This is a genomic window from Pseudonocardia sp. OZ21 (genome assembly GCF_059359135.1).
In genome coordinates, this window is record NZ_JCADBN010000008.1 from 71142 (window position 1) to 94174 (window position 23033).

The window sequence follows — 23033 nt, forward strand, 5'->3', positions numbered from 1 at the left end:
CGCTCCTCCGTCGACCCATCCGTATCGTCCCCTTTGGACAGGTCTTCACGAGCGGCATCGGCCTGACGGCGGACTGCGGGGCAGGCCCCGCCGCTGCCAGACTGGGCCGGTGATCGATGTGTTCACGCGGGTACTGGGGTCGATACGGGCGGGTGCCGAACAGGTGGCCGGTTCGGGCCGGGCGATCGTCGCCCTGAGACGCTCCGGGGTGGTCCGGATCGAGCGGCCGGACCGGCTGTTCGGGATGAGCCTCGGCCTACTGCGCTACCGGTTCACGATCGCGTCCGCGTACGTGGTGGGCGCCGCCCGCCACCCCGATCACATCGCGGTCATCGACGAGGACGGCTCGGTCACCTTCGGCGAGCTGCACCGGCGCACCGACGCGATGGCGCGGGGTTTCGCCGATGCGGGTGTGGGCCCCGGCGTGCGCGTCGGGGTCCTGTGCCGCAACCACCGCGGCACGATCGAGGTCCAGGTGGCGGTGGGCAAGCTGGGCGCCGACGTGGTGCTGCTCAACACGGGGCTCTCGGCAGGGCAGCTCCGGGAGGTCGCGGCCGAGCTGGAGCTGCACACCGTCGTCGCCGACGCGGAGTTCGACGCGGCGCTGGCCGGGCTCCCCGCCGACTGCCCGGTCATCCACGACCTGACCCAGCTCGACGGCACCGGTGCGCTGCCTCGGCGTCCCCGCGTGGGCCGCACGATCGTCCTGACCTCCGGCACCACCGGCACCCCGAAGGGCGCCCGCCGGCCGCCGCCGCGCAGCCTCGCCCCCGCGGCGGCGATCCTCTCGATGATCCCGCTGCGTGCCGCCGAGCCGGTGCTGATCGCCGCTCCGCTCCTGCACACCTGGGGCTACGCCGCGCTGCAACTGGCCGCGTTGCACGGGTCGCCGGTGGTGCTGCGACGCAAGTTCGACCCGGCGGAGTTCCTGCGCGTCGTGGAGGAGCAGCGCTGCGAGGCCGTCTTCGCGGTGCCGGTGATGCTGCAGCGGGTGCTGGAGCTGCCCGCCGCGCAGCTGGACGCCGCGTGGACGCACCACCGCCCGCGGATCGTGGCCGTCAGCGGGTCGGCGCTGCCCGCCGAGCTGGCCACCACGTTCCAGGACCGCTTCGGCGACGTGCTCTACAACCTCTACGGCTCGACCGAGGTGTCGTGGGTCAGCATCGCCTCCCCCGCCGACCTGCGCGCCGCACCCGGCACGGCGGGCCGGGCCCCGGCCGGCACCCGGCTGGTCATCCTCGACGAGGACGGCAGGCCGGTGCCGACGGGCACGGAAGGGCGGGTCTTCGTCCGCAACGACATGCCCTTCGAGGGCTACACGCGCGAGGGCGCGGACGTCGAGCGGGCCGGCGGGATGCTCGGCACCGGCGACATCGGCAGGCTCGACGAGGACGGCAGGCTGCAGCTCACCGGCCGCGCCGACGACATGATCGTCTCCGGCGGGGAGAACGTGCACCCTGGCCCGGTGGAGGATCTGCTGGCGGCCCGGCCGGAGGTGCGGGAGGCCGCCGTGATGGGCGTCCCGGACGCGCAGTACGGCCAGCGGCTGGCCGCCTTCGTGGTGCTGGAGCCGGGGGCCTCCGTCGATGCCCACGACGTCCGCGCCTGGGTGCGCGGCGAGCTCGGGCGCTTCTCCGTGCCCCGGGACGTGGAGTTCGTGGACGGGCTGCCGCGCAACGCCACGGGCAAGGTCGTGCACCGTGAGCTGCGCGGGCCCGACAAGGACGACGCCGATCTCGTTTGAGGGAGTCACCCGCCTGAGTTAGGGCAGGCTTGGATATGGTCGGCCCGATGGATGCGGGAACGGAATCGGGAGAGCGGTGCGCGGCACTCGCCCGCTCCCTCGACGAACCACTGGCGGGCACGGCCCCGGTCGCGCCCCGATGGGTGTGCGTCGAGCATCGAGGTGCGTGGCCGCTGAGCGTCGAGCACCATCCCGACCCCACCGTGGCCGCGTTCGCCGCCCACGCCGCCGCCACCGGATGGCGCCTGCTCCTGGTGCGGCGCCCGGGCAGGCGAGGTGACGGCCCCGCGCGGGTGTACCTCACCGACACCGCTCCGGCCATCGCGCGCACCACGCTGCTGACGGTGGCCGGCCCGTCGGAGCTCTCGGACGTGGTCCTGCCGGCCGCGGGTGCGCCGCTCCCGGGCGGCACGGTCACCGATCCCCTCCTGATGGTGTGCACCCACGGCAGGCGCGACCGCTGCTGCGCCCTCGACGGGCGGGCGCTCGCGCTCGGGTTGCTGGAACTGGGCGGCGTGGACGTCTGGGAGTGCAGCCATCTCGGCGGCCACCGGTTCGCCCCGACCGCGCTCGTGCTCCCCACGGGTTACGCCTACGGGCGTCTCGACCCGGCGGCAGCGGTCGCGGCGCACAAGGCCGCGGGCTCCGGGGAGGTCGAGACGGCGCTGTGCCGGGGCCGCTCGACGTGGTCGGAGGCGGGCCAGGTGGCCGAGTTGGCGGTGCGCGGCGCCACCGGGATGCGGGACGCGCAGGCACTCGAGGTCACCGACAACGGCGCCGGCACCGTCGTCGTCACCGCGCGGGACGGGCGGCGCTGGGCCGTCGACGTCGCCGCCGCGGAGGGTTCCGCGACCGGCGTCCTGCGGAGCCGACGCGCTGCCCTACACCGCCCTGCGCGCCACGGGGGTGCGCCCGCTCGACGGGCGGTAGCGTCGGTCTCCGTGATGTGCGCTGCGGCCGCGGCCGTGGAGGCGTTGTTCGCGCCGGAACCGCGGGTGGCCGAGCATCCCGCCGTGCGCTCCGCCGCCCGCATCGCGGCCGACGTGCTCGCTCCGCACGCCGTGGCCGCCGACGACCCGGCCCGCGGGGTCGATCCCGCGCACCGCACGCTCCTCGCCCGACACGGGCTGCTGTCGGTGCGGATCCCGGTGGCCGAGGGTGGCCACGGCGCCGACGAGCGGGTGGACGCCGAGACCGTCGAGCTGACCAGCGGAGCGTGCGGGGCCACCTGGTTCGTCACCACCCAGCACCGCTTCCCGCAGGCGCTGTCGCGCGGCCCGCTCCCCGGGCTCGCGCCGGAGGCCATCGCGCTGGGTCCCGCCGCCGACCGCCACCGAGCCGGCCTGGCGGCGGCGAGCACCGGTGCCGGTATCGCGATCGCCCACATCCGGCGGCCGGGCCCACCCGCGGTGCGGGCCGAGCCCCGGGGCAGCGGGTGGACGTTCTCCGGCACGGCCGACTGGTGCACCGGCTGGGGCCTGATCGACGTCGTCATGATCGCCGCGGCCACCGCGGACGACCGGTTCGTGCTGGCCCTGCTGCCCGCCGCCGGGCGTCCCGGCCTGCGGGCCGGGGCGCCGCTGCCGCTGGCCGTCATGGGTGGGACGCGCACCGTCGCGCTCGAGATCGACGGCCTCGAGATCGCCGCCGACGACGTGCTCGCCACCCTCGACGTCCCGGCCTGGCGGGCCCACGACACCGCGCGCACCGCGAACACCACTCCCGCCTCCCTCGGCCTGCTGCGCCGCCTCCTCGTCGCGCTGGCCGAGCTCGGGACCGCGAAGGACCGGCCGGCGGCGGTCGAGCTGGCCATGGCACTCGCCGAGCGCGCCGCCCACCTCCGCGGCGAGGCCTACGCCCTGCTCACCGAGCCGGTGGCGGAGCGGGTGCCCGAGCGCACCGCGGTGCGCGCCGAGGTCACCGAGCTGGCCGTCCGCACCGCGAACGCGCTGATCGCGGCCCGTTCGGGCAGCGCGCTCCTCCTGACCAGCCCGGAGCAACGCTGGGCCCGCGAAGCGGCGTTCCACCTGATCCAGGCGCAGACCGCCGGGGTCCGCACGGCCCAGCTCGCGGCCTTCGGCCACCCCTGAGCCCTTCCGCCGACCGACCACCACGGCAACGTCGTGGCCGCACCGTGCTCGCGTCCGGGTGGCGATCACCGGCAGACTCCTGCCATGGCCACCGCCGTCCCCCTCGCTCTCCCCCTTCGCCCGCCTGCCCACCAGGTGAGCCCGCGCGCCGTGCGGTGGTGGCAGCTGCGGGCGCTGGTGACACTGGTGGTGCTCGTCGCGCCGCAGGTGATCGTGCTGCTCGCGATGGGCGGGAGCGCCCCGGGATGGCTCGCCTACACCGCCGGCGCCACCGCGGTGGTGACGCTGGCCTACACGGTCGTCGTGCCGCCGTTGCTCTACCGGATCCACCGCTGGGAGGTCACGCCGGAGGCCGTGTACACCCTGTCGGGCTGGCTGGTGCGGGAGTGGCGGATCGCCCCCATCTCGCGCGTGCAGACCGTCGACACCGAGCACGGGCCGCTGCAGCAGCTGCTCAAGCTGGCCAGTGTCACCGTGACCACGGCGTCGGCGCGCGGCCCGGTGAAGATCCACGGCCTGGAGGACCACGCCGCGGCCGAGCTGGCCCGCATGCTCACCGAGACCACCCAGGCCACCCCGGGTGATGCGACATGACGTCGGACACCGACACCGACGCGCGCCCCGCCGTCGAGACGCCCTGGCGGCGCCTCGACAAGCGGATGCTCGTGGTGGGCCCGATCGGCAGCCTGGTGCGGCTGCTGCCGGTCGCGCTGATCGTGCTCGTCACCGGACGCGGTGGCGATCCGATGCGGCTGTGGTTCCCCCTCGCGATCGGCGTGCTGGCGGTCCTCGCCGGGGTGGTGCGCTGGCGCACCACGCAGTACCGGATCACCGCCGAGCGCGTCGAGCTGCACAGCGGGTGGCTGCGCCGCCAGCAGCGCTCGGTGCCGCGCGACCGCATCCGCACCGTCGACCTCACCGCCAAGCTCCTGCACCGCATCTTCGGGCTGAGCGTCGTGCAGATCGGCGCCGCCTCCGGGTCCACCGCGGAGTCCTCCGGCCTGAGCCTGGACGCGGTGAGCATGGCGGAGGCCGAACGGCTCCGGCACGAACTGCTGGACCGGTCACGGGCCGCCGGTGCCTCCCCGGCCGGATCCGCCGTCGTCGAACCCCCGCGCCCACCGGCCACGGAGCTGGCCCGCCTGCACTGGTCCTGGCTGCGCTTCGCGCCACTGACGTTCTCCGCGATCGCCGGCGTCGGCGCGATCGCCGCCGCCGTGTTCAACCTGTTCGACGACCTCGGCCTGAGCCCGCGCGACATCACGGCGGTCGACGACGCCACCGAGCGGCTGACCCACACCCCGATCTGGCTGGCCATCGCGGTGCTCGCGGCGATCCTGGTGGCGGTCGCGGTGGTCGGGTCCATGCTGCTGTTCGCGGAACGCTGGTACGACTACCGGCTCACCCGCGAGGGCGCAGCGGACGGGTCCGCCGGCACCACGTCCGGTGGCGCGGGCATCGGCACCGGCACCCTGCACGTCCGGCGCGGGTTGCTCACCCGGCGCTCGCTGTCGGTGTCGGAGCAGCGGCTGCGGGGTGCGGAGGTGGTGGAGTCGCTGCTGCTGCGCGCCGGACGGGGCGCGCAGTGCAAGGCGCTGTCGGCCGGCCTGTCCCGCGACGCGCAGGGCGGGGCGTTGCAGCCGCCGTGCCCACGCGACGAGGCCCACCGCGTGGCGTCGGCGGCGCTGCGCGAGCACCCGCAGGAGATCACGCTCGCCCCGCTGCGCCGGCATCCGCGGGCGGCGCTGGTCCGCCGCATGACCCGGGCGCTCGTGCCCACCGCGGTGCTGGTGGCCGGCGTCTTCGCCGCCGGGGCGGCCGTGCCGGCCCTGGCGTGGCTCGGGCCGCCGAGCCTGGTGCTGCTCCCGCTCGCGGCGCTGCTCGGTATCGACCGCTACCGCAACCTGGGCCACGAGCTCACCGGCCGCCACCTGGTGAGCCGCCATGGCTCCGTCCAGCGGCGGACCGTCGCCCTGCAGCGGGCCGGCGTGATCGGCTGGACGTTCCGGCAGAGCATCTTCCAGCGACGGGCGGGGGTGGTCTCGGTGGAGGCGATCACGGCGGCCGGCGCAGGCGGCTACACCGTGCTCGACGTGGCCGCCCCCGACGGCGCGGCGCTCGCCGACGCCGCCGTCCCGCACCTGCTCACGCCGTTCCTCGAGACGCCGCCCGCGCCCCGGCCCTGAGCCAGGGTCCCGTCAGCGACGCCTGCGGGTGCGGGTGCCGAAGAGGCCGCGGGTGATCTCGCGGCCCAGCGCACTCGCCGCGGACCGCAGGAACGACTTCACCACGGGCGAGGCGAACACCTCGGCCACCATGCCCGGCTCCTCGCGTTCCGGGCGCCGCTCGGGCGCCGGGGGCGGCGGGACGTCGACGGGCGCGGCCTCGGGGGCCGGGGGCTGCTCGGCGATCTTGGCGGTGAGGCGCTCGTAGGCCGACTCGCGGTCGACCGTCTGCCCGTACTTCCCGTAGAGCGGCGACGCCTTCGCCGCGGCGGTGACGGCGTCGACGCCGATGGCGCCCATCAGCGAGCGCGGCGCGCGCATCCGGGCCCACGCCACGGGGGTGGGTGCCCCCCGCTCGGAGAGCACCGTGACGATCGCCTCACCGGTGCCCAGCGAGGTGAGCGCCTCCTCCATGTCGTAGTGCTTCGTGTTCGGGTAGGTCCGGACGGTCTTGACCAACGCGGCCTGGTCGTCGGGGGTGAACGCCCGCAGCGCGTGCTGCACCCGCGCACCGAGCTGGGACAGCACCGCGTTCGGGACGTCGGTCGGTAGCTGCGTGCAGAAGAAGACACCGACACCCTTCGAGCGGATCAGCTTCACGGTCTGCTCGATGCGTTCCAGGAACGCCTTGGACGCGTCGGAGAACAGCAGGTGCGCCTCGTCGAAGAAGAACACGAGCTTCGGCTTGTCGAGGTCACCCGCCTCGGGAAGATCCTCGAACAGCTCGGCGAGCAGCCACATGAGGAACGTGGAGTACAGGCGCGGGTTGGCTGCCTGGTCCGACAGTTCCAGCAGCGTGACGACGCCCCGGCCGTCGACGTGGCGGATCAGGTCGGCCGGCTCGAACTCCGGTTCGCCGAAGAAGTCCTCCCCGCCCTGGGCCTCGAGGTTCACCAGCGCCCTCAGGATCACCCCTGCCGTGGCCGAGGAGACCCCGCCGACGCCCTTCAGGTCGGCCTTGCCCTCGTCGCTGATCAGGTGCTGGACGACGGCGCGCAGGTCCTTGGTGTCCAGCAGCGGCAGGCCGCGCTTGTCGGCCCAGTGGAAGATCAGCCCGAGCGTGGACTCCTGGGTGTCGTTGAGGTCCAGCACCTTCGACAGCAGGATCGGGCCGAACTGGGTGAGCGTCGCCCGGATCGGGACGGCCGAGCTGGTGCCGCCGAGCGACAGGAACTCGACGGGGTACGCGGTGGGCGTCCAGTCGTCGCCGGTGTCCCGCGCCCGCGACTCGATCTTCGGGCCGGGCTCGCCGGGCCGCGCCATCCCGGACACGTCGCCCTTGATGTCGGCCAGGAGCACCGGGACCCCGGCTGCGGACAGCTGCTCGGCGATCCCCTGCAGCGTCTTGGTCTTCCCGGTGCCGGTGGCGCCCGCCACGAGGCCGTGCCGGTTGAGCGTGGCGAACGGGATGCGCACCCGGGCGGCCGGGTCGACCACCCCGTCGAGGACGACCGCGCCCAGCTCGAGGGCAGCCCCCTCGGTGGCGTACCCGGCCGCGATCTCGCGGGCTGCAGGGCTCTGGTCAGCACCGACGGTGTTCTCCACGCGGCCGGAGCGTAGCCGGGTCACCCGTTCCCGGACGGATGAAGCGCGACTCACGCCGCGCGGCGGGCGAGGGTGGCGGCGCCGGGCCTAATGTTTCGGGGATGAACGACCGTCTGGTATGGATCGACTGCGAGATGACCGGGCTGGACCTCCAGCGCGATGCCCTCATCGAGATCGCCGTGCTGGTGACCGATGCCGACCTGACCGTTCTCGGCGACGGGGTCGACGTGGTCATCCATGCCGACGACGAGGCTCTGGCCGGGATGCCCGACATCGTCCGCGAGATGCACGCGCACTCGGGGCTGACCGAGGCCGTGCGGGCGTCGACCGTCACCCTCGCCGAGGCCGAGCAACTGGCGCTGGACTACATCCGCCAGCACGTCCCGGAGCCACGAACGGCCCCGCTCGCCGGCAACTCCATCGCCACCGACCGTGGGTTCCTGGCCCGCGACATGCCGGCCCTCGACACCCACCTGCACTACCGGATGGTGGACGTCAGCTCGGTGAAGGAGCTGTGCCGTCGCTGGTTCCCCCGGGTGTTCTACGCGAAGCCCGAGAAGGGTCTGGCACACCGGGCGCTCGCCGACATCGAGGAGTCGATCCGGGAGCTCGAGTACTACCGCCGCACCCTGTTCGTCCCGCAGCCCGGACCCACGTCGGAGGCGGCCCAAGCCGCTGCCGCGCAGGTCGCAGGCCCCCTGGCAACCCGCTTCGATCCGGCTCAACGGCCACGCTAAGCTGTTGAAGGTCCCGGCCGAGGCCGGGATCCATGGTGGGTGTAGCTCAGCTGGTAGAGCACCTGGTTGTGGTCCAGGAAGTCGCGGGTTCAAGTCCCGTCACTCACCCCATGCCGCGGCCCCCGCCGCACGGCGCGTCTGGATGAACGTGTAACGTTCTTCCTCGGTGCCGGGCGGTAGGGCGCCACGGCAGGCGCCGCTAGCTCAATAGGCAGAGCAGCTGACTCTTAATCAGCGGGTTGGGGGTTCGATTCCCTCGCGGCGCACCACCATTGACCAGCGGGTCTCCCTCACCGGGGAGGCCCGCTTCGTCGTTTTCTAGATCATTTGGGCGCAGATTGGGCGCACCGGAGTTGATCTTGGCCGTCGGCGGCGGTGATCGCCTGCTCCGCAGCACGCTCCGCCCGAGCCGCGTCCAGTGCCGCACCGAACGTGTCGGCAGCACCCCGCGTGATCTCCGGCGTCAGGTGCCCGTAGAGGTCAGACGTGATCGACAGCTGCGAGTGGCGCAGCACCTTGCTCACCAGAGGCAGCGGGACGCCCGAGCCGAGCATCAGCGTGGCCGCCGTGTGCCGTAGATCATGAATGCGGATCCGCGGCACCCCGGCCGCCTTGCACACCGGCCCGAGGCGCTTCGTCACGTAGTCCGGCCAGATCGGCTCGCCCGACTCGCGCGCGAACACGAGATCACCATCGGCGTAGGCGTCGCCCCACACAGCGTGCGGCGCACGACGAGGGTCCCCAGGTCCAGGTACACGTCGGCCCACTGCAACGCCAGCGCCTCGCCCCAGCGCAGGCCACAGCCGATCAGCACGTCGAACAGCAGGCCCAGGCGGTCCTCGGCGACGTGGTCGAGGAACTGCACCGTCTCGGCCAGCGACCAGGTGGGCAGCTCCGCCTTCTCGATCTTCGGCAGCGTCGCGGTCAGGGCCGGGTTGTGGGCGATCCGGCGCTGGCGCACCGCGTCACCGAGCACGCTCGACAGGACCGCCACGATGCGGGGGATCGTCGTGGCACCGCGGCCCGCAGCCACCAGGTCGGAGATCAGGAGGCGCACATGCTCGTGGTGGAGCTACTGCAGCGGCACCGTGCCGAGGGCGGGCATGAGGCCACGCCGGGCGTAGCGCTCGTAGTGGTGCATGGTCGTCGGCTTCAGTTCGTGGCGCTGCTCGTCGAGCCAGCCGTCCAGGAACTCCCCCAGCGTAATCTTGTGGTTCTCGGTGACGCGCAGGTCCCGGCGCTGCAGCACCTCGTCGAGCGGGGCGGCGGCCTCGCGCTTGGTGGCGAACCCACCGCGGTACTGGTCGCGGGGCCTGAGCTGCGCTTGTAGCCAGCGCGCACGCGCCGCTCGGCGGCCTCCACGGCGTCCGCCAGGTCTTCGAGCAGGTCCGGCGGGTGCCAGCGCCAGCGCCGGTCCGGTCCCTTGTCGTGCTCGCGCTGCGCTTCTTCCCGCTCTCCCCGCTCGCGCATGTCGACGCCGTGGCGGGCCAGCTCCCACGCGATCTCGTCGTCCAGCGCCTCCGCGTACGCCTCTTCGGTGGTCGGCTCCGGCTCGGCCTCGAACGCCTCCGCCTCCGCCAGCTGCTCGGCGGTGATCACCCCGCCGTTGACCGCGAGCTCACTGAGCGCCCCCGCTCCTGGTGACGATCTCGGCGATGGTGTGGCCGCTGTCGCGAAGGTGCACGGCGTGCTCGACACGGTCCCCGGTGTCGACCGCAGGGCCGGCTCACGTCTCGGCAAGAGCGTCCACCGGCGTCGCCCGGGCCGCCCGCCGGCCGGGCAGGACCGAAGCCAGGACGCCGGCCACGACGGCCACGACGGCCACCCCGAGCGTCTGCGACACCGACATGGCGAACTGCGGGTTCGCCATGTTCAGTTCGCCGCTGACCGCGTGGTTGCCGACCCAGCCGAAGAACGCCCCGATAGCAATGCCGACGGCGGCACCGGCCAGGCTGAGCAGGGCCGCCTCGATGGCGAGCATCCAGCGCAGCTGCCGGCGCTGCAGTCCCAGGGCGTGCAGCAGCGCGGACTCGCGGGTGCGCTCGAGTACCGACAGACCGAGGGTGTTGCCGACGCCGACGAGCGCGATCAGGACCGCTACCGCGAGCAGCATGGTGGTCATCGCCAACAGCCGGTCCAGGGCCGTGTGGTAGATCAGCTTGCCCGTCAGCCCACCGCCGACCTCCGCGCCGGTGAGGGGTTCGGCGACGGTGCGCAGCTGCGACCGCAGCTCGGTGATGTCGGCCCCCGGTCGGGCCTTCGCCCACACCGTGCCGACCGCGGCATCGCCGTCGAGCATCGAAAGCACCTGGGGCGCGACGATCAGCGAGTCGGCGCCTGCGAGGTGATCGGCCCGGATCTGCAGGGTGACCGACCCCGACCGGCCGGTGACGGTGACCGGACTGCCGTCCCGGATGCCCTCGTCCTCGAGCAGGTACGGGTCGGCGAGGACGACATCGGCGGTGATCGGCGGGTGCGGTGCCGACGACACGGCCATCGCCTCAGTGTCGGGACTCAGCGCCCGGACGGGCTTCGGTCCCTCGCGGCCTTCGACGGTGACGCCCGTCGAGCGCACCCCCGCGGCGCCGGCGATCCCGGCGACCGCGGCGATGTCGTCCACCGTGCGGGTCGGCAGCTGCCCGTCGAACATCGACACGGTGACGTCGATCGGGAAGCGGGCGTCGAGGTTGCCGTCGGCCGTCGCCTTCATGCTCGCGGCGCCGACCTGGAGGGCGACGACCAGCCCGACGGCGAGGATCAGCGCGGCACCGGTCGCGGCCGCCCGGCCGGGGTTGCGCACCGCGTTGTCGGTGGCCAGCCGCGCGGTCGGGCCCGTGCGGCGCAGGGCCGAGCCCAGGCCGCGCAGCAGCGGGGGCAGGTACAGCCCGACGGCGGAGAGCAGCCCGACGGCGCACACGAACGACCCGGCGAGGGAGTACGGCAGCGCGAAGGCCGTGTCGGTGGAGCCGAGGCCGATGGCGGCCAGCCCGAGGGCGACCAGGGCCAGCGGCGCGGCACGGCGGACGAGCGACGTCCGGCGCCCGATCGCGTCGCCGGCGACGGTGCGGAGCGCCTCCAGCGGCGCGATCCTGGCCGCCCGCTGCGCCGACACCAGCACCGACAGCACCGCGATTGCGACCCCGGTGACGGCGACGGCGATCACCTGCCCGACCGGCACGGAGAGCGGCTGGCCCAACACGACCGCGACGACAGCCGCGAGCGCCACGCCGAGCCCGACGCCGAGCAGCGAGCCGGTGACGCCGATCGCGGTCGCCTCGACGAGCAGTCCCCTCCGGATCTGGCGGCGTTGGGCGCCGACCGCCCGGAGCAGTCCGATCTGCCGGCGCCGCTGCGTGACCAGGATCAGGAAGGTGTTCACGATCATGATGCCGCCGACCAGCAGGGCGACCGCGCCGAAGACCAGCAGCAGCAGCTCGAAGATGAACAGACCCTGGGTCCGCTGGGAGATGATGCGCAGGACCATCCCCGAGGACGTCTCCACCCGGTCGCCGCCGGCCACCGCCGCGACCCGCTCGGCGAGCCGCTCCGGCGAGACCGTGCCGTCGCCGATGACGAGGATCTCCGTCTGCCCCGACGTGTGGATCGAGTCCGCGGCGGTGTAGAACGACGGCGCGACGAAGGAGTTCAGCGTCAGCCCCGCCAGCAGCGAGTCGCCCTGGTGGGTGAGGCCGCTGACGGTCAGCGTCGCGGACGACACCCTGTCGTTGATCGTGATCCGGTCGCCGACGCCCAGGTTGAGCTGCCGTGCGGTGACCGCGCCGAGGGCGATCTCCGCGGGCCCGTCGGGCCAGCGCCCCTCGGCCAGGTCGGTCCAGCGCAGCACCGGGTTGGCCGGGACCGACTGCTGCTGGACCCAGTCGGAGGTGCCGGTCACCCAGCCGCGGGAGAGGAAGCTGAGGTCGGCCGAGGCGACCCCGGCCACGTCCGTGACCCCGGCGACCAGGTCGGCGTGCGCGGCCGGGTCGCCGGTGCCCACGGTGACCACGACGTCGGCCTCGGCGACCCGGGCGATGAGGCCGCGCTCGAACGCCGCCGTCTCGCCGGCGAGGACGCTCAAGGAGGCAGTGAGGTAACCGACGCTGATCATGATGGCGATGATGACGGCCACCACCCGGCGCGGGTTGAGCCGCAACTCGGCGAGCGCGTTGCGGGCCATCGGGAAGCGGGTCGCAGCACCGGTGGTCATGGGGCCAGGCTCCGCATCGCTCCCAGGACCGCATCTGCCGTGGGGTCGTCCAGCTCGTTCACGATCCGACCGTCGCTGAGCAGCAGCGCCCGGTCGGCGTAAGACGCGGCGATCGGGTCGTGGGTGACCATCACGATCGTCTGGCCCAGCTCGCGGCAGGAGCGGCGCAGGAAGCCCAGCAGGGCCGCCGCGCTCTGGGAGTCGAGGGCGCCGGTCGGCTCGTCGGCGAAGACCACCTCCGGACCGGTCACCAGGGCACGCGCGATCGCGACCCGCTGCTGCTGCCCACCGGACAGCTCGGCGGGGCGGTGGGCCAGGCGGTCTCCCAGGCGCAGCGAGTCGATGACGGAAGCGAGCCGCGCCGGGTCCGCCGCACGGCCCGCGAGATCCAGCGGCAGCAGGATGTTCTGCACCGCGGTCAACGTCGGGAGCAGGTTGAACGACTGGAACACGAAGCCGATCCGGTCGCGCCGGACCCGGGTCAGCTGCCGGTCGTCGAGCGCGGAGATGTCCTGGCCGCCGATGTGGGCCTGGCCGTCGGTGGGCCGGTCCAGCCCGGCCAGGCAGTGCATGAACGTGGACTTGCCGGAACCGGACGGACCCATGACGGCGGTGAACGTTTCGCGCCCGAAGTCGGCCGTGACGCCACGCAGAGCGGGGACGGCCGTGTCGCCGGTGCCGTAGGTCTTGCTGAGGTTTCGTGCGGCGGCCGCAGGTGTCGCGTCCTGCGACCCGCGACGGTGCGCGGCGGAGCTGTGCGCGGTCATGGGGGCCCTGTCTGTCGCTGCTGGTTCCATCGCGTCGCAACGTATGCAGCCCCCGGCCGGACCGGATCGGTCCGCGGTCCGGTGCTCGGAACGGCGGCTCCGACCGTGGTCGTAGGGCGGCTTCGGGGGCGGCTCGATCGCGGGAGGACGTGGCGGGGGAACTAGCGGCGGTCCGGGGTGGCCACGCCGGCCTCGAACGCGAAGAGCACCAGGGCGACCCGGTCGCGGCACTGCAGCTTCGACAGCAGGTTGCCGATGTGGGTCTTCACCGTGCCTTCGGCCAGGTGCAGCCGGGTCGCGATCTCGGCGTTGGTGGCGCCGGACGCGATCGCGCCGAGCACCTCGACCTCCCGGGGCGTGATCAGCCCGAGGCGCTCGTCGGGGACGGCCGGACCGCCCGGCAGCCGGTCGACGAAGTGGGCGATCAGCCGCCGGGTCGCGGACGGCGCGACGACCGAGCCGCCGGCGGCGACGCCGCGGACCGCGGCCAGCAGCTCCTCCTGGCGGGCGTCCTTGAGCAGGAACCCGGCCGCGCCGACGCGCAGGGCCGCGAAGACGTACTCGTCCAGGTCGAACGTGGTCAGCACGAGTACCCGCGCCGGGTGTCCGAGCCGGGTCAACCGCCTGGTCGCCTCGACGCCGTCCATGACTGGCATCCGGACGTCCATCAGCACCACGTCGGCGTCGACGCCCTGCAGCTCGGCGACTGCTTCCCTGCCGTCACCGGCCTCGCCCACCACGGTCAGGTCGTCCTGCGCCTCGATCATCATCCGCAGCCCGTCGCGGACCAGTCGCTGGTCGTCGACGAGGAAGGTGCGCAGCGTCATCCGCCCGCCGATCCCGTCGCGTGGTGCAGCGGCAGGACCGCGTGCACCTCGAAGCCGCCGCCGGCACGGGGGCCGGCGGACAGGGTGCCGTCGTGCAGCTGGACCCGCTCCTGCATCGCCGCCAGGCCCGTGCCCCGGCCGTCGGTGGTCGACGCCGCGCCGTACCCGTCGTCGCGGACGACGAGGTCGATGGCCCGCTCGCCGATGTCGAGCTGCACGTCGACCGCGGCCTCGGGTCCGGCGTGCCGCAGCACGTTGGTCAGGCTCTCCTGGACCAGGCGGTACACCGTCATCCCGGCCACCGGACCGACCCGTCGCCGGTAGCCGACGACCCGCAGCCGGACCCGGCCGTCGAGCCGGGACACCAGCTCGTCGAGATCGCCGATCCCGGGCGCCGGTCGGTAGCCGGCTCCCGGCTGGTCGGCCGCCGCCGGTCCGTCGCCGCGCAGCATCGCGACCAGCTCCCGCAGGTCGTCCAGGGCTTCCCGGGCCGTCTCCGCGATGGTCTCCAGAATCTCCGGCGCACGCTGCGGGTACCGCGCCGTCAGCGCTCGGCCGCCCTCGGCGTGGACCGCGACGACCGACAGCGAGTGCGCGACGATGTCGTGGACCTCCCGGGCCACCGCGATGCGTTCCTCGGCCGCCGCCGCCTGCACGGCGCGTTGGTGCTCGACGTGCTCCAGCCGTCGCCGCTCGGCCCGCTCGCGCTCCCGCTCCGCCTCCTGCTCCTGGCGGTCGCGGCCGCGCCGGCCGGCGATGAACGCGGCGACGACGATCCCGGCGTACCCCGCGACGGTCGTCACCCAGAGGGCGGCGGTCGCCTCCTCCGGTCGGCTGGTCAACCAGCGGGCCGGCCCCAGAACGGCGCCGACCAGCGCGAAGGCCAACCCGGCCCGTGCTTCGGCCGTCGTCGACCAGCGGGCGAGGCTGTGCACCAGGATCGGCACGGCCACCACCGCGACCGTCGGGTCCTCCTGCGTGACGACGTGGACCAGCGCCGCGACCGTCAGCGTCGCGAGCGCGACCCGCGGGTGCCTCCGGCTGACCACCAGCGGCGCACACATGCCGAGCACGACGGCCATGACCCCCGGCCGCGGGTACGCGAAGACGAGGCTCACCATCGCGACGCCCAGCGCGAGCCCGGCGTCCCGGATCAGCGTGGAGCGGTCGGGAGTACGCATGACGCCCACCACGGTAGGCACTCCGGTGCGGCCCGCCATCAGACCACGGTCGGAGATCGCACCTGGGTCCTGCTGCGCGGTCGACGCGCGCCCACGGGCTCCTGCTTCCCCGAGCACCCGCCCGGCGTAGGAATCGACCTCGAGCCGGGTCGGTAGCGCTACTCCGACACGGTGAACTCCGGGCTCTTGATCAGCGGGTTGGGCGTTGGATTCCCTCGCGGCGCGCCAGCTCAGGGTAGGAGCCGGTCTTCGTACCGGGCACCTGACTCCTTTCTGTGACAGCAACGACCCTCACGACAGCGCGTGCATCCCGGTGAAGGCCAGGAGAAGGTCAGCGGTCCGTGGCGGATCCTCGAGCATGGGCGAGTGTCCGACACCGGGCAGCAACTCGACTCTCGCGCCCGGGACGGCGCGGTACTCGGCGGCGGATGAGGATCGCCATCTCTTGTCGTCCTCGCCGAAGATCACCAGCAGCGGCTTACCGACGGCCGTCAGCCTCTCGGGGAGCGCGCGCTGCTCCAGGTAGTCGTCGACCGCCTGCGATGTCGCGGTGAACGCGTCGTACGTCGTGCCGCGCACATCGTCGACGAGCTGTTGAGGGATCTCGTAGCCGGCGCGGCTGAACCCGGTGCTCAGACCCTGACGGAGCAGGCTGTCGGTCCGAAAACGCCACAGCAGGTGCCCGACGACCGGGGTGAACATGAGCTCGCCGGCGAGCCCGTTCGAGATGAAGGCGTCCAGGCGGGGTCCGGTGTTGACGAGCGCGAGCGCGGTCACCAGGTCGGGTCGTTGCTCGGCGAGGGCGGTGGCGACGGAGCCGCCGGTGGAATGGCCGACCACGACGGCGTGCGTCATGCCGAGCCGGTCCAGTGCCGCCCCGACCCGGGCTCCCTGCTCGGGGATCTCGTAGCCGCCGCCGACCGGTTTCGCGGACCGGCCGTGCCCGAGCAGGTCGATCCGGATGACGCGATAGGACCTCGCCAGCATCGGAACCAGCGCGTCCCACCAGCTGGTCGACCCGGCGAAGCCGTGGATCAGGACGAGTGCCGGGGCATCGCGGGGGCCGTCCTGACGCACGTGGACGTTCCCGCCGTCGAGAGACAGGGTCGGATCGCCGGCAGCCTCGGCGTCCTGGCGCGCCACCACCACCGCGTTCACCAGGAGCAGCCCGACGACCGCGAGGACGGTGGCTGACGCGACAACCCGGCGCCGTGGACGGCCTTGGCTCATGAGGCCACAGTCGCCGTCCACGCGCCCCGGTGGCTTGGACAAATGTTCCACGGTGAGATCGACAGGAGCGTGGTTTTCCCTCATGAGGGACCACGCTCCTGTCGATCTCGCCGCTCGGCCCCCCGTAAGTTCGCCGTCCATGACCGATCGTGACGAGCAGGGCCGCCCCGAGCCTCCGCTCGCGGCCGACGAGACCGCCACCCTCCTGGGGTTCCTGGAGTTCCAGCGGGCAACCCTGGCGTGGAAGTGCGCGGGGCTCGACGCGGCCGGCCTGGGGGCCACGGTCGCCGCCTCGTCGATGACCCTCGGCGGGATGCTCAAGCACCTGGCCTACGTCGAGGACCACTGGTGCTCCCGGGCCCTGCACGGGCGGGACCCGCACCCGCCGTGGGACACGGTGGACTGGAAGGGCGACCCCGACTGGGACTGGCACTCGGCCGCCGACGACACCCCCGAGCAGCTCCGTGCGCTGTGGCAGGACGCCGTGGACCGGTCCCGTTCCGGGGTCGCGGAGGCGCTGGCCGACGGCGGCCTGGAACAGTTGGCCCGGCGCACGTGGCCCGACGGCCGGGCACCCAGCCTGCGGTGGATCCTGTGCCACCTCGTCGAGGAGTACGCGCGGCACAACGGTCACGCCGACCTCCTGCGTCAGTCGGTGGACGGCCTCACCGGGGAGTAGCCGCGCGGCGCCCCGGTCGGTCCCACGTCACCCGCCGTACTCCGCGTCAGCCAACCCGCTCGGTACCCCGAATGCTCAGCGGAACCGGACGTCGGAGAAGTCGATGGCGATCGAAACCGACTCGCGGTTGGGCGAGCCGTCGGGGTTCCGCACGTACACCCGACGACGGGTCGGCACCATGATCCCGTCGAACTCCCGGTACTCGCTCGGGTAGTGCACTGCCGGGCCGCCGCCCAGGATGTCCACCCGGTAGTCGAGCCGGCGCAGGAGTCCTTCCTGGTCGAAGTAGTACGTCTGTTCCCGGGAGTGCGCGACGACGGCATCGGGGTAGGTCACCACGAGCGCTCGCCATTTCTCGCCGTCCTCGACCCAGGGCTCGGTCTCCCTGGTCGTGAAGTCGGGGCGGGTGAACAGGAACGGTGCGACGAAGTAGTTCCAGTTGGCCTCGCCGGCGAAGTAGGCGACGTGGAAGTCGTCCCACGGGGTCTGGCGGGTATGGCCGGCGAAGGAGGACGCGGGGTCGTTCCGCTGGTCGAGCACCTCGCCGTCGAGGGTTTCGATCGTCTCGCGCCCCGGGGTCCAGGACGTACGCCGACCTGCGCCGGGAAACCCGCTGATGGTCAGCCGCTGCTCGGTGGTCTCTCCCGCGAGTACCACCTCGGCGAGTACGTCCGCCTTGCCCTTGAGGGCCCAGATCGCGCCGGTGATCGAGGCTGCGGTGGTGAACCGGGTGACCTCCGCCCAGCGCCGCTCGCCGCCGTGGGCTTGCACAGCCAGTTGCAGCAGGTCGCTCATGATCGTGAGACTCCCTCGTCGTGATCCGTCGTCATGCACCCTGGCAGCGCCGCTGAAAAGACACATCACACGCTTGTGGCATTTGTCCCGGCGTCCGCTGTCGAAACCGCGGCTGCACCGACCCGGCCCGACCCGGCGCAGGCGGCGCCGCTACGGTCGTCGGATGTCATCCGTGCAGGACCCGGGGCGTGTCGGACGCTATGTGCGCATGGTCGCGCAGCCGGGCCGGGGAGCGGCGCTGGCCGACACCCTGCTCCGTGTGGCCGAGGGACTGCGTGGCGCACCCGGCTGCGAGCTGTACGTGATCAACCTGTCGGCCGACGAGCCCGACACCGTCTGGGTCACCGAGGTGTGGGCCGACGAGGAGGCGTCCGACCGGGCCCTGTCCGCCGACCTCGGCGAGGTCGGCATCGGCGAGGTGCTCGAACTGCTGGCCGGCCCACCGGAACTGGTGGACCTGCGCCCCCTCGGGGGCACCGGCCTCGCCACCGACTGAGCTCGCGCCCACTCAGGCGACCACGACGTCCTCGGTGGACAGACCGGTGGTCCGTGGCCCGACGAGACCGATGTCGAGGGCGACGACCACGAGCGCACCGCAGATGACGACGAACACCCAGCCCGCCCCCGCCGTCGCCAGTACCGGCAGCAGTACGAACGGCATGGCACCGGTGGCCAGCCGGGAGATCGCGTACGTGCCGCTCGCCGCGGTCGAACGGACGGCCGTCGGGAAGATCTCCGCCTGGTAGATGTGGTAGCCGTTGGAGAAGACGTTGCTGGCGGCGGTGTAGAGGAACCCGAATATCACGATCGGCACCATCGAGTTCGAGAAGCCGAACGCCAGCCCGAACACGGCCATCGCGATCACCGACCCCACCACGAGGTTCTTTCGCTCGCATCGCTCCACCACCGGGAGCGACAGCAGGGAACCCACGGGGTAGCCGAGGAAGGTCAGCGCCGTGAACAGCAACGACGTGCTCAGCGGGTAGCCCTTCGCGGCCAGGATCAGGGGGACCAGCGTGCCGAACCCGTAGTAGCCGAACACCTGGAACACCTGGAACACGGCCATCATCAGCGTGCGCCGCCGGAGCGGGGGCGTCAGCAGCGCGCGCACTCCGGCACGAGCGGGACGGGCCGGGGCGTCCGGGTCCCGCCGCGTCGGTTCGGCGAGCCGGTGACCGCCCTGGCGGGCCTCCGCCTCGAGCCGGGACGTGATGCGGTCCGCCTCGGGGCCGCGCCCGACTGCCTCCAGCCAGCGCGGCGACTCCGGAAGCGTGGTGCGGAGAAGGAAGACGACGGCGGACCCGAGGGCACCGAGCGCGAAGATCCACCGCCACCCGGCGATGCCGGCGAGGTGGCCGACCGAACCGCGGGCCAGGAACCCGACGACCGGCACGGCGACGAACGAGATGGTGTACGCCCACGCCGTGTAGCGGCCGCGCCGGCGGGCCGGGAGCATGTCCGAGAGGTAGGCGTCAGCCAGCGGAAGCTCGGCACCGACGCCGAGGCCCGCGACGAACCGGCTGATCATCAGCCAGACCGCGTTCGGGCTGAAGGCACCGGCCAGTGAGGCCACCGAGTACAGCGCCAGGTTGATCAGGAACGCCCGGCGGCGTCCGACCCGGTCGGCCATCCGGCCCAGCACGATCGCACCGATGAACATGCCGACGAACGTCGAGGCCAGAACCGGGGCCAGCACGGCGCTCGTGAGGTGGAACTCGCTGGTCAGTGCGCCCGACACGGCGCTGGTCAGGAACACCTCGTAGATGTCGAAGAACATGCCGACGCCGATCGTGACCGTGATCAGCCGATGGGTACGCGTGATCGGCAACCGGTCCAGGCGGGCCGCCACCGTCACGGCGTCGGTGCGCCCTCCCGACGGTGTCGCCCGCTCGCCCGGGTGAGCCGGGCCGGTGTCCGATGCCTCTCGAGGGCGTGACAAGGAAGTGCTCCGTTCCCTGGTGCTGGTCATGGTGGTGCCCGCAGGGGGCTCGCTCGGGGTGCCGAGCCGGCGGGGTGCGCCCCGGTGACGACGACACCACCGAGCGAGAGCGGCGGCTGCTACCGCCGGATCAGGTCCGCGGCGCGTTCGGCGATGGCATAGACGGTCGAGTTCGTATTCGCCGACACGATCGAGGGCATCACGGACGCGTCCGCCACCCTGAGCCCGCTGATCCCGTGGACGCGCAGATCGGGATCGACCACGGCCATGCCGTCGCCGTCCGCGCCGATCCTGCACGTGCCCACCGGGTGGAAGTAGGTACCGAGGCTCCTGCGCAGGTAGTCGCGCACGCCCTCGTCATCCCGCACGTCGGGCCCGGGCACGACCTCCTCGCCACGCCACGGGTCCAGGGCGAGCGTGCGACCGATCGTCCGGGCCGCGTGCAGGCCGGCCGCCATGACGTCGAGGTCACGGGGGTCGGCGTAGTAGTTCGGGTCGATGAGCGGCGCCGCCCCGGGTTCGGCGCTACTCAGACGGACCGTGCCGCGGCTGTACGGCCGCATGGCCGCGAAGACGATGGCGTACACGTGGTCCGGGCCACTCAGCCCGGGCCCGTACAGCGGCATGTCCGAGATGATCAGCTGGAGGTCGGGCCCGTCCACAGCGTCGGCGCTGCTCATCAGGCCGATCACGCCGCTGTGGTTGCCGAGTCCGGTCGGCACGGGCTGCACCGGGGTGTAAGCCACCATGGACAGGGGATGATCATGGAAGTTCGCTCCCACCCCGGGCAGGTCCAGGACCACCTCGATTCCCCTCGCACCGAGGTGGGCCTGCGGGCCGATACCGGAGAGCATCAGCAACTGCGCGGAACCCACGGCGCCGGCGGTGAGCACGACCTCCTCCCGGCACTCCGCGACGAGCACCTCGGCGGCCGTGCTGTACTCGACCCCGGTGCAGCGCCCGTCGTGCACTCGCACACGGTGCACCAGGGCGTCGGTGACCACCGTCAGGTTGGGCCTGCTCAGGACCTCCGGGCCGAGATACGCGGCGACGGCATCCCACCGCCGGCCGTCGCGGATGCTCCGGTCCATCCAGCCGAAGCCCTCCTCCAGGCCGCTGCTGACGTCGGCCGCCGCGGGGTGACCGACCTCGAGTGCCGCCTGCAGCCCCGCCTCCATGAAAGGGTCCGGCTCCATCGGCGTGACCACCACGGGCCCGTCGTCCCCGCGCACCGCCGGATCACGGCCGTCCGCCCGTTCGGTGCGCTGGAAGTACGGGAGCAGATCGTCGAACCCCCAGCCCGTCGCTCCGGCTGCCGGCCACGCGTCGTAGCTCGATCGGTGGCCGCGGGCGAAGAACATCGCGTTGACGGCCGACGACCCGCCGAGCGCCTTCCCCCTCGGAAAGGGGATGGCCATCCCGTTCGCCGCCTGCACGACCGTGGCGTCACCCCAGTCCACGGACGATCCGATCAGCGTCGGCCACGAGGACGGCAGGGCCATGGCCTCCGTGCGTTGCCCATTGCCGGCTTCGAGCAGGAGTACGCGCGCGCCCTCGTCCTGCGACAGCCTGGCCGCGAGGACGCAACCGGCCGAGCCGGCGCCCACGACGATGACGTCATAGCCGGCCGTGAAGGAAGTCATGCAGAGTCGCCCGTTCTCCGTGGTCAGCGGCATGGCAGAAATGCGAACCGCGTTAGATTACGTCTAATCTCTATCACGGGATCGGCCCCCGCAAGGTGAGCGTTCCCACACGACGAAACCGGGAGAAACGACATAATCGACCTATCCACCGCCGGGCTGGATCGGGATTCGGATCCAGCGCTCGGCGGCGGACATCATGCTCGGAGAACCGGCGCGGTCAGGCCCCGCCGCGCTCCCGCTCGGCAACTGTGTGCTTACGGGCACGCAACGAACCGGCGTGAGCCTTCGCCGTCGGGTCACTCCTGGTCTTGAGCAGGCTCGCCACGGTGACCACGGCGAGCACCACCACGATCACGGCGAGGCTCACCGGCGTGGAGATCTCCGGGACGCTCGGGCTCAGGTCCACGTGCGCCCAGTGCAGGATCAGCTTGGCCCCGATGAAGGCCAGGATGATCGACAGGCCCATCGACAGGTACACCAGCCGGTCGAGCAGGCCCTTCACCAGGAAGAACAATGCCCGCAGGCCGAGCAGGGCGAAGGCGTTGGCGGCGAGGACGATGTAGGCCTCCTCGGTCACCCCGAACACGGCGGGGATCGAGTCGAGCGCGAACAGCAGGTCGATGCTGCCGATCGCGATCAGCACGATGAACAGCGGCGTCAGCATGCGGCGGCCGTCGACCCGCGTGACGATCCGGCCGCCGACGTACTCGTCGGTGATCGGCAGAATGCGCCGGGCGCTGCGGATCACCGCATTGTCCTCCACGTCCGGATCCTCGTTGCGGTGCCGGAACATCTGCACGGCGGTGTAGACCAGCAGCAGGCCGAACAGCAGGAACATGAACGAGAACAACGAGAGCAGCGTGGCGCCGAGCGCGATGAAGATCGCCCGCATGATCAGCGCGAGCACGATCCCGAAGGTCAGGACCTTGTGCTGGTGCTCCTCCGGCACCGCGAACGTCGTCATGATGATCACGAAGACGAAGAGGTTGTCGACCGACAGGCTCTTCTCGACGATGTACCCGGCGAAGTACTGCGTGCCGAAGTCACCGCCGTAGGCCATGGTGAACCACACTCCGAACGCGACGGCGACCCCGATGTAGAACACCGACCACGCCGTGGCCTCCCGGAAACCGATGCGGTGCGGCCGTACCGCCGCCAACACGAGGTCGAGCGCCAGGAGCGCGACGACCAGTCCGATCGTCACCGCCCAGGTGAGCCCGCTGATCTCCAGCACGTGGTCCTCCAACGTCGCCCATGGCATTACGAACGCTTTACCCAACGCTGGGAGTACCTGTGGGGTTCCACCGACAACCGGGTGGCTCCCGACGGGCGGGAGGGTGACCGATCCCGCATCGGCCTATAACCGGCGGGAACCGGGTAGTCCCGGGCCGTCATCGCAGTGGTGACGCACCAGCAGAGGAGGA

General features: G+C 72.6%; 21 protein-coding genes and 2 tRNA genes. 10 read left to right on the plus strand and 13 right to left on the minus strand.

The window, feature by feature from the left end; genetic code table 11:
• Nucleotides 1–109 precede the first annotated feature (109 nt).
• From AC5L35_RS19335 to AC5L35_RS19350, 4 genes are all read left to right on the plus strand, one after another.
• Nucleotides 110–1744, plus strand: coding sequence for an AMP-binding protein (locus AC5L35_RS19335; RefSeq protein WP_495061060.1), 1635 nt, complete (start codon nt 110–112; stop codon nt 1742–1744).
• 47 nt (nt 1745–1791) lie between these two features.
• Nucleotides 1792–3834 (plus strand): sucrase ferredoxin, encoded by a 2043-nt coding sequence (locus AC5L35_RS19340; protein WP_495061061.1) that lies wholly within the window; start codon nt 1792–1794, stop codon nt 3832–3834.
• 84 nt (nt 3835–3918) lie between these two features.
• Nucleotides 3919–4428: a PH domain-containing protein gene (locus AC5L35_RS19345; RefSeq protein WP_495061062.1), complete on the plus strand. Its 510-nt coding sequence runs from the start codon at nt 3919–3921 to the stop codon at nt 4426–4428.
• Nucleotides 4425–6020, plus strand: a complete 1596-nt coding sequence (locus tag AC5L35_RS19350; protein WP_495061063.1) for a PH domain-containing protein — start codon at nt 4425–4427, stop codon at nt 6018–6020. The genes AC5L35_RS19345 and AC5L35_RS19350 overlap by 4 nt, the downstream gene beginning before the upstream one ends.
• Before the next feature lie 12 nt (nt 6021–6032).
• On the opposite strand, the gene AC5L35_RS19355 is transcribed toward AC5L35_RS19350, so the two are convergent.
• The gene (locus tag AC5L35_RS19355; RefSeq protein ID WP_495061064.1) at nt 6033–7604 is read right to left on the minus strand and encodes a helicase HerA-like domain-containing protein; all 1572 of its coding nucleotides are present in this window, start codon (nt 7602–7604) and stop codon (nt 6033–6035) included.
• Nucleotides 7605–7705: 101 nt separating this feature from the next.
• Here AC5L35_RS19355 and orn point away from each other — a divergent pair, with 101 nt between their 5' ends.
• The 3 genes from orn (at nt 7706) to AC5L35_RS19370 (ending at nt 8610) form a co-directional block, all read left to right on the plus strand.
• Nucleotides 7706–8341, plus strand: coding sequence for an oligoribonuclease (gene orn, locus AC5L35_RS19360; RefSeq protein WP_495061065.1), 636 nt, complete (start codon nt 7706–7708; stop codon nt 8339–8341).
• A 35-nt stretch (nt 8342–8376) separates the two neighbouring features.
• Nucleotides 8377–8452: transfer RNA gene (locus AC5L35_RS19365), tRNA-His, on the plus strand.
• Between the two features lie 82 nt (nt 8453–8534).
• A tRNA-Lys gene (locus tag AC5L35_RS19370) sits at nt 8535–8610 on the plus strand.
• A gap of 54 nt (nt 8611–8664) precedes the next feature.
• On the opposite strand, the gene AC5L35_RS19375 is transcribed toward AC5L35_RS19370, so the two are convergent.
• The 3 genes from AC5L35_RS19375 to AC5L35_RS19385 are packed head-to-tail and all read right to left on the minus strand — an operon-like array spanning nt 8665 to nt 9590.
• Nucleotides 8665–9024, minus strand: a complete 360-nt coding sequence (locus AC5L35_RS19375; protein WP_495061066.1) for a tyrosine-type recombinase/integrase — start codon at nt 9022–9024, stop codon at nt 8665–8667.
• Entirely contained in the window at nt 8979–9398 is a 420-nt protein-coding gene (locus tag AC5L35_RS19380; RefSeq protein WP_495061067.1) for a tyrosine-type recombinase/integrase, read from the minus strand. Before AC5L35_RS19380 ends, AC5L35_RS19375 begins: the two co-directional genes overlap by 46 nt.
• Before the next feature lie 15 nt (nt 9399–9413).
• On the minus strand, nt 9414–9590 hold the full coding sequence (locus tag AC5L35_RS19385; RefSeq protein ID WP_495061068.1) for a tyrosine-type recombinase/integrase: 177 nt from the start codon (nt 9588–9590) through the stop codon (nt 9414–9416).
• Nucleotides 9591–9736: 146 nt separating this feature from the next.
• Between AC5L35_RS19385 and AC5L35_RS19390 the strand changes: the two genes are divergently transcribed.
• The gene (locus tag AC5L35_RS19390; protein ID WP_495061069.1) at nt 9737–9985 is read left to right on the plus strand and encodes a hypothetical protein; all 249 of its coding nucleotides are present in this window, start codon (nt 9737–9739) and stop codon (nt 9983–9985) included.
• Nucleotides 9986–10067: 82 nt separating this feature from the next.
• On the opposite strand, the gene AC5L35_RS19395 is transcribed toward AC5L35_RS19390, so the two are convergent.
• The 5 genes from AC5L35_RS19395 to AC5L35_RS19415 all read right to left on the minus strand — a co-directional run bounded on the left by AC5L35_RS19395 (nt 10068) and on the right by AC5L35_RS19415 (nt 16637).
• Nucleotides 10068–12548 carry an FtsX-like permease family protein gene (locus tag AC5L35_RS19395; protein WP_495061070.1) on the minus strand — a complete coding sequence of 827 codons (2481 nt, stop codon included), beginning with the start codon at nt 12546–12548 and terminating at the stop codon, nt 10068–10070.
• Complete coding sequence (locus AC5L35_RS19400; RefSeq protein WP_495061071.1) at nt 12545–13315, minus strand: ABC transporter ATP-binding protein; 771 nt, start codon at nt 13313–13315, stop codon at nt 12545–12547. Before AC5L35_RS19400 ends, AC5L35_RS19395 begins: the two co-directional genes overlap by 4 nt.
• 161 nt (nt 13316–13476) lie before the next feature.
• Nucleotides 13477–14142, minus strand: a complete 666-nt coding sequence (locus AC5L35_RS19405; protein WP_495061072.1) for a response regulator — start codon at nt 14140–14142, stop codon at nt 13477–13479.
• A complete protein-coding gene (locus AC5L35_RS19410) occupies nt 14139–15323 on the minus strand; it encodes a sensor histidine kinase (protein ID WP_495061073.1) in 1185 nt (394 codons plus the stop codon). Before AC5L35_RS19410 ends, AC5L35_RS19405 begins: the two co-directional genes overlap by 4 nt.
• Nucleotides 15324–15614: 291 nt before the next feature.
• Nucleotides 15615–16637, minus strand: a complete 1023-nt coding sequence (locus tag AC5L35_RS19415) for an alpha/beta fold hydrolase (protein WP_495061074.1) — start codon at nt 16635–16637, stop codon at nt 15615–15617.
• A 55-nt stretch (nt 16638–16692) separates the two neighbouring features.
• Here AC5L35_RS19415 and AC5L35_RS19420 point away from each other — a divergent pair, with 55 nt between their 5' ends.
• On the plus strand, nt 16693–17232 hold the full coding sequence (locus AC5L35_RS19420) for a DinB family protein (RefSeq protein WP_495061075.1): 540 nt from the start codon (nt 16693–16695) through the stop codon (nt 17230–17232).
• A 75-nt stretch (nt 17233–17307) separates the two neighbouring features.
• On the opposite strand, the gene AC5L35_RS19425 is transcribed toward AC5L35_RS19420, so the two are convergent.
• Nucleotides 17308–18027: a hypothetical protein gene (locus tag AC5L35_RS19425; protein WP_495061076.1), complete on the minus strand. Its 720-nt coding sequence runs from the start codon at nt 18025–18027 to the stop codon at nt 17308–17310.
• A gap of 163 nt (nt 18028–18190) precedes the next feature.
• Between AC5L35_RS19425 and AC5L35_RS19430 the strand changes: the two genes are divergently transcribed.
• Nucleotides 18191–18523, plus strand: coding sequence for a putative quinol monooxygenase (locus AC5L35_RS19430; RefSeq protein ID WP_433279597.1), 333 nt, complete (start codon nt 18191–18193; stop codon nt 18521–18523).
• A gap of 12 nt (nt 18524–18535) precedes the next feature.
• Here AC5L35_RS19430 and AC5L35_RS19435 read toward each other — a convergent pair whose 3' ends face one another.
• From AC5L35_RS19435 to AC5L35_RS19445, 3 genes are all read right to left on the minus strand, one after another.
• Entirely contained in the window at nt 18536–19966 is a 1431-nt protein-coding gene (locus tag AC5L35_RS19435) for an MFS transporter (protein ID WP_495061077.1), read from the minus strand.
• A gap of 119 nt (nt 19967–20085) precedes the next feature.
• Nucleotides 20086–21609: a GMC family oxidoreductase gene (locus tag AC5L35_RS19440; protein WP_495061078.1), complete on the minus strand. Its 1524-nt coding sequence runs from the start codon at nt 21607–21609 to the stop codon at nt 20086–20088.
• A 217-nt stretch (nt 21610–21826) separates the two neighbouring features.
• Nucleotides 21827–22843, minus strand: coding sequence for a TerC/Alx family metal homeostasis membrane protein (locus AC5L35_RS19445; protein WP_495061289.1), 1017 nt, complete (start codon nt 22841–22843; stop codon nt 21827–21829).
• Nucleotides 22844–23033 lie beyond the last annotated feature (190 nt).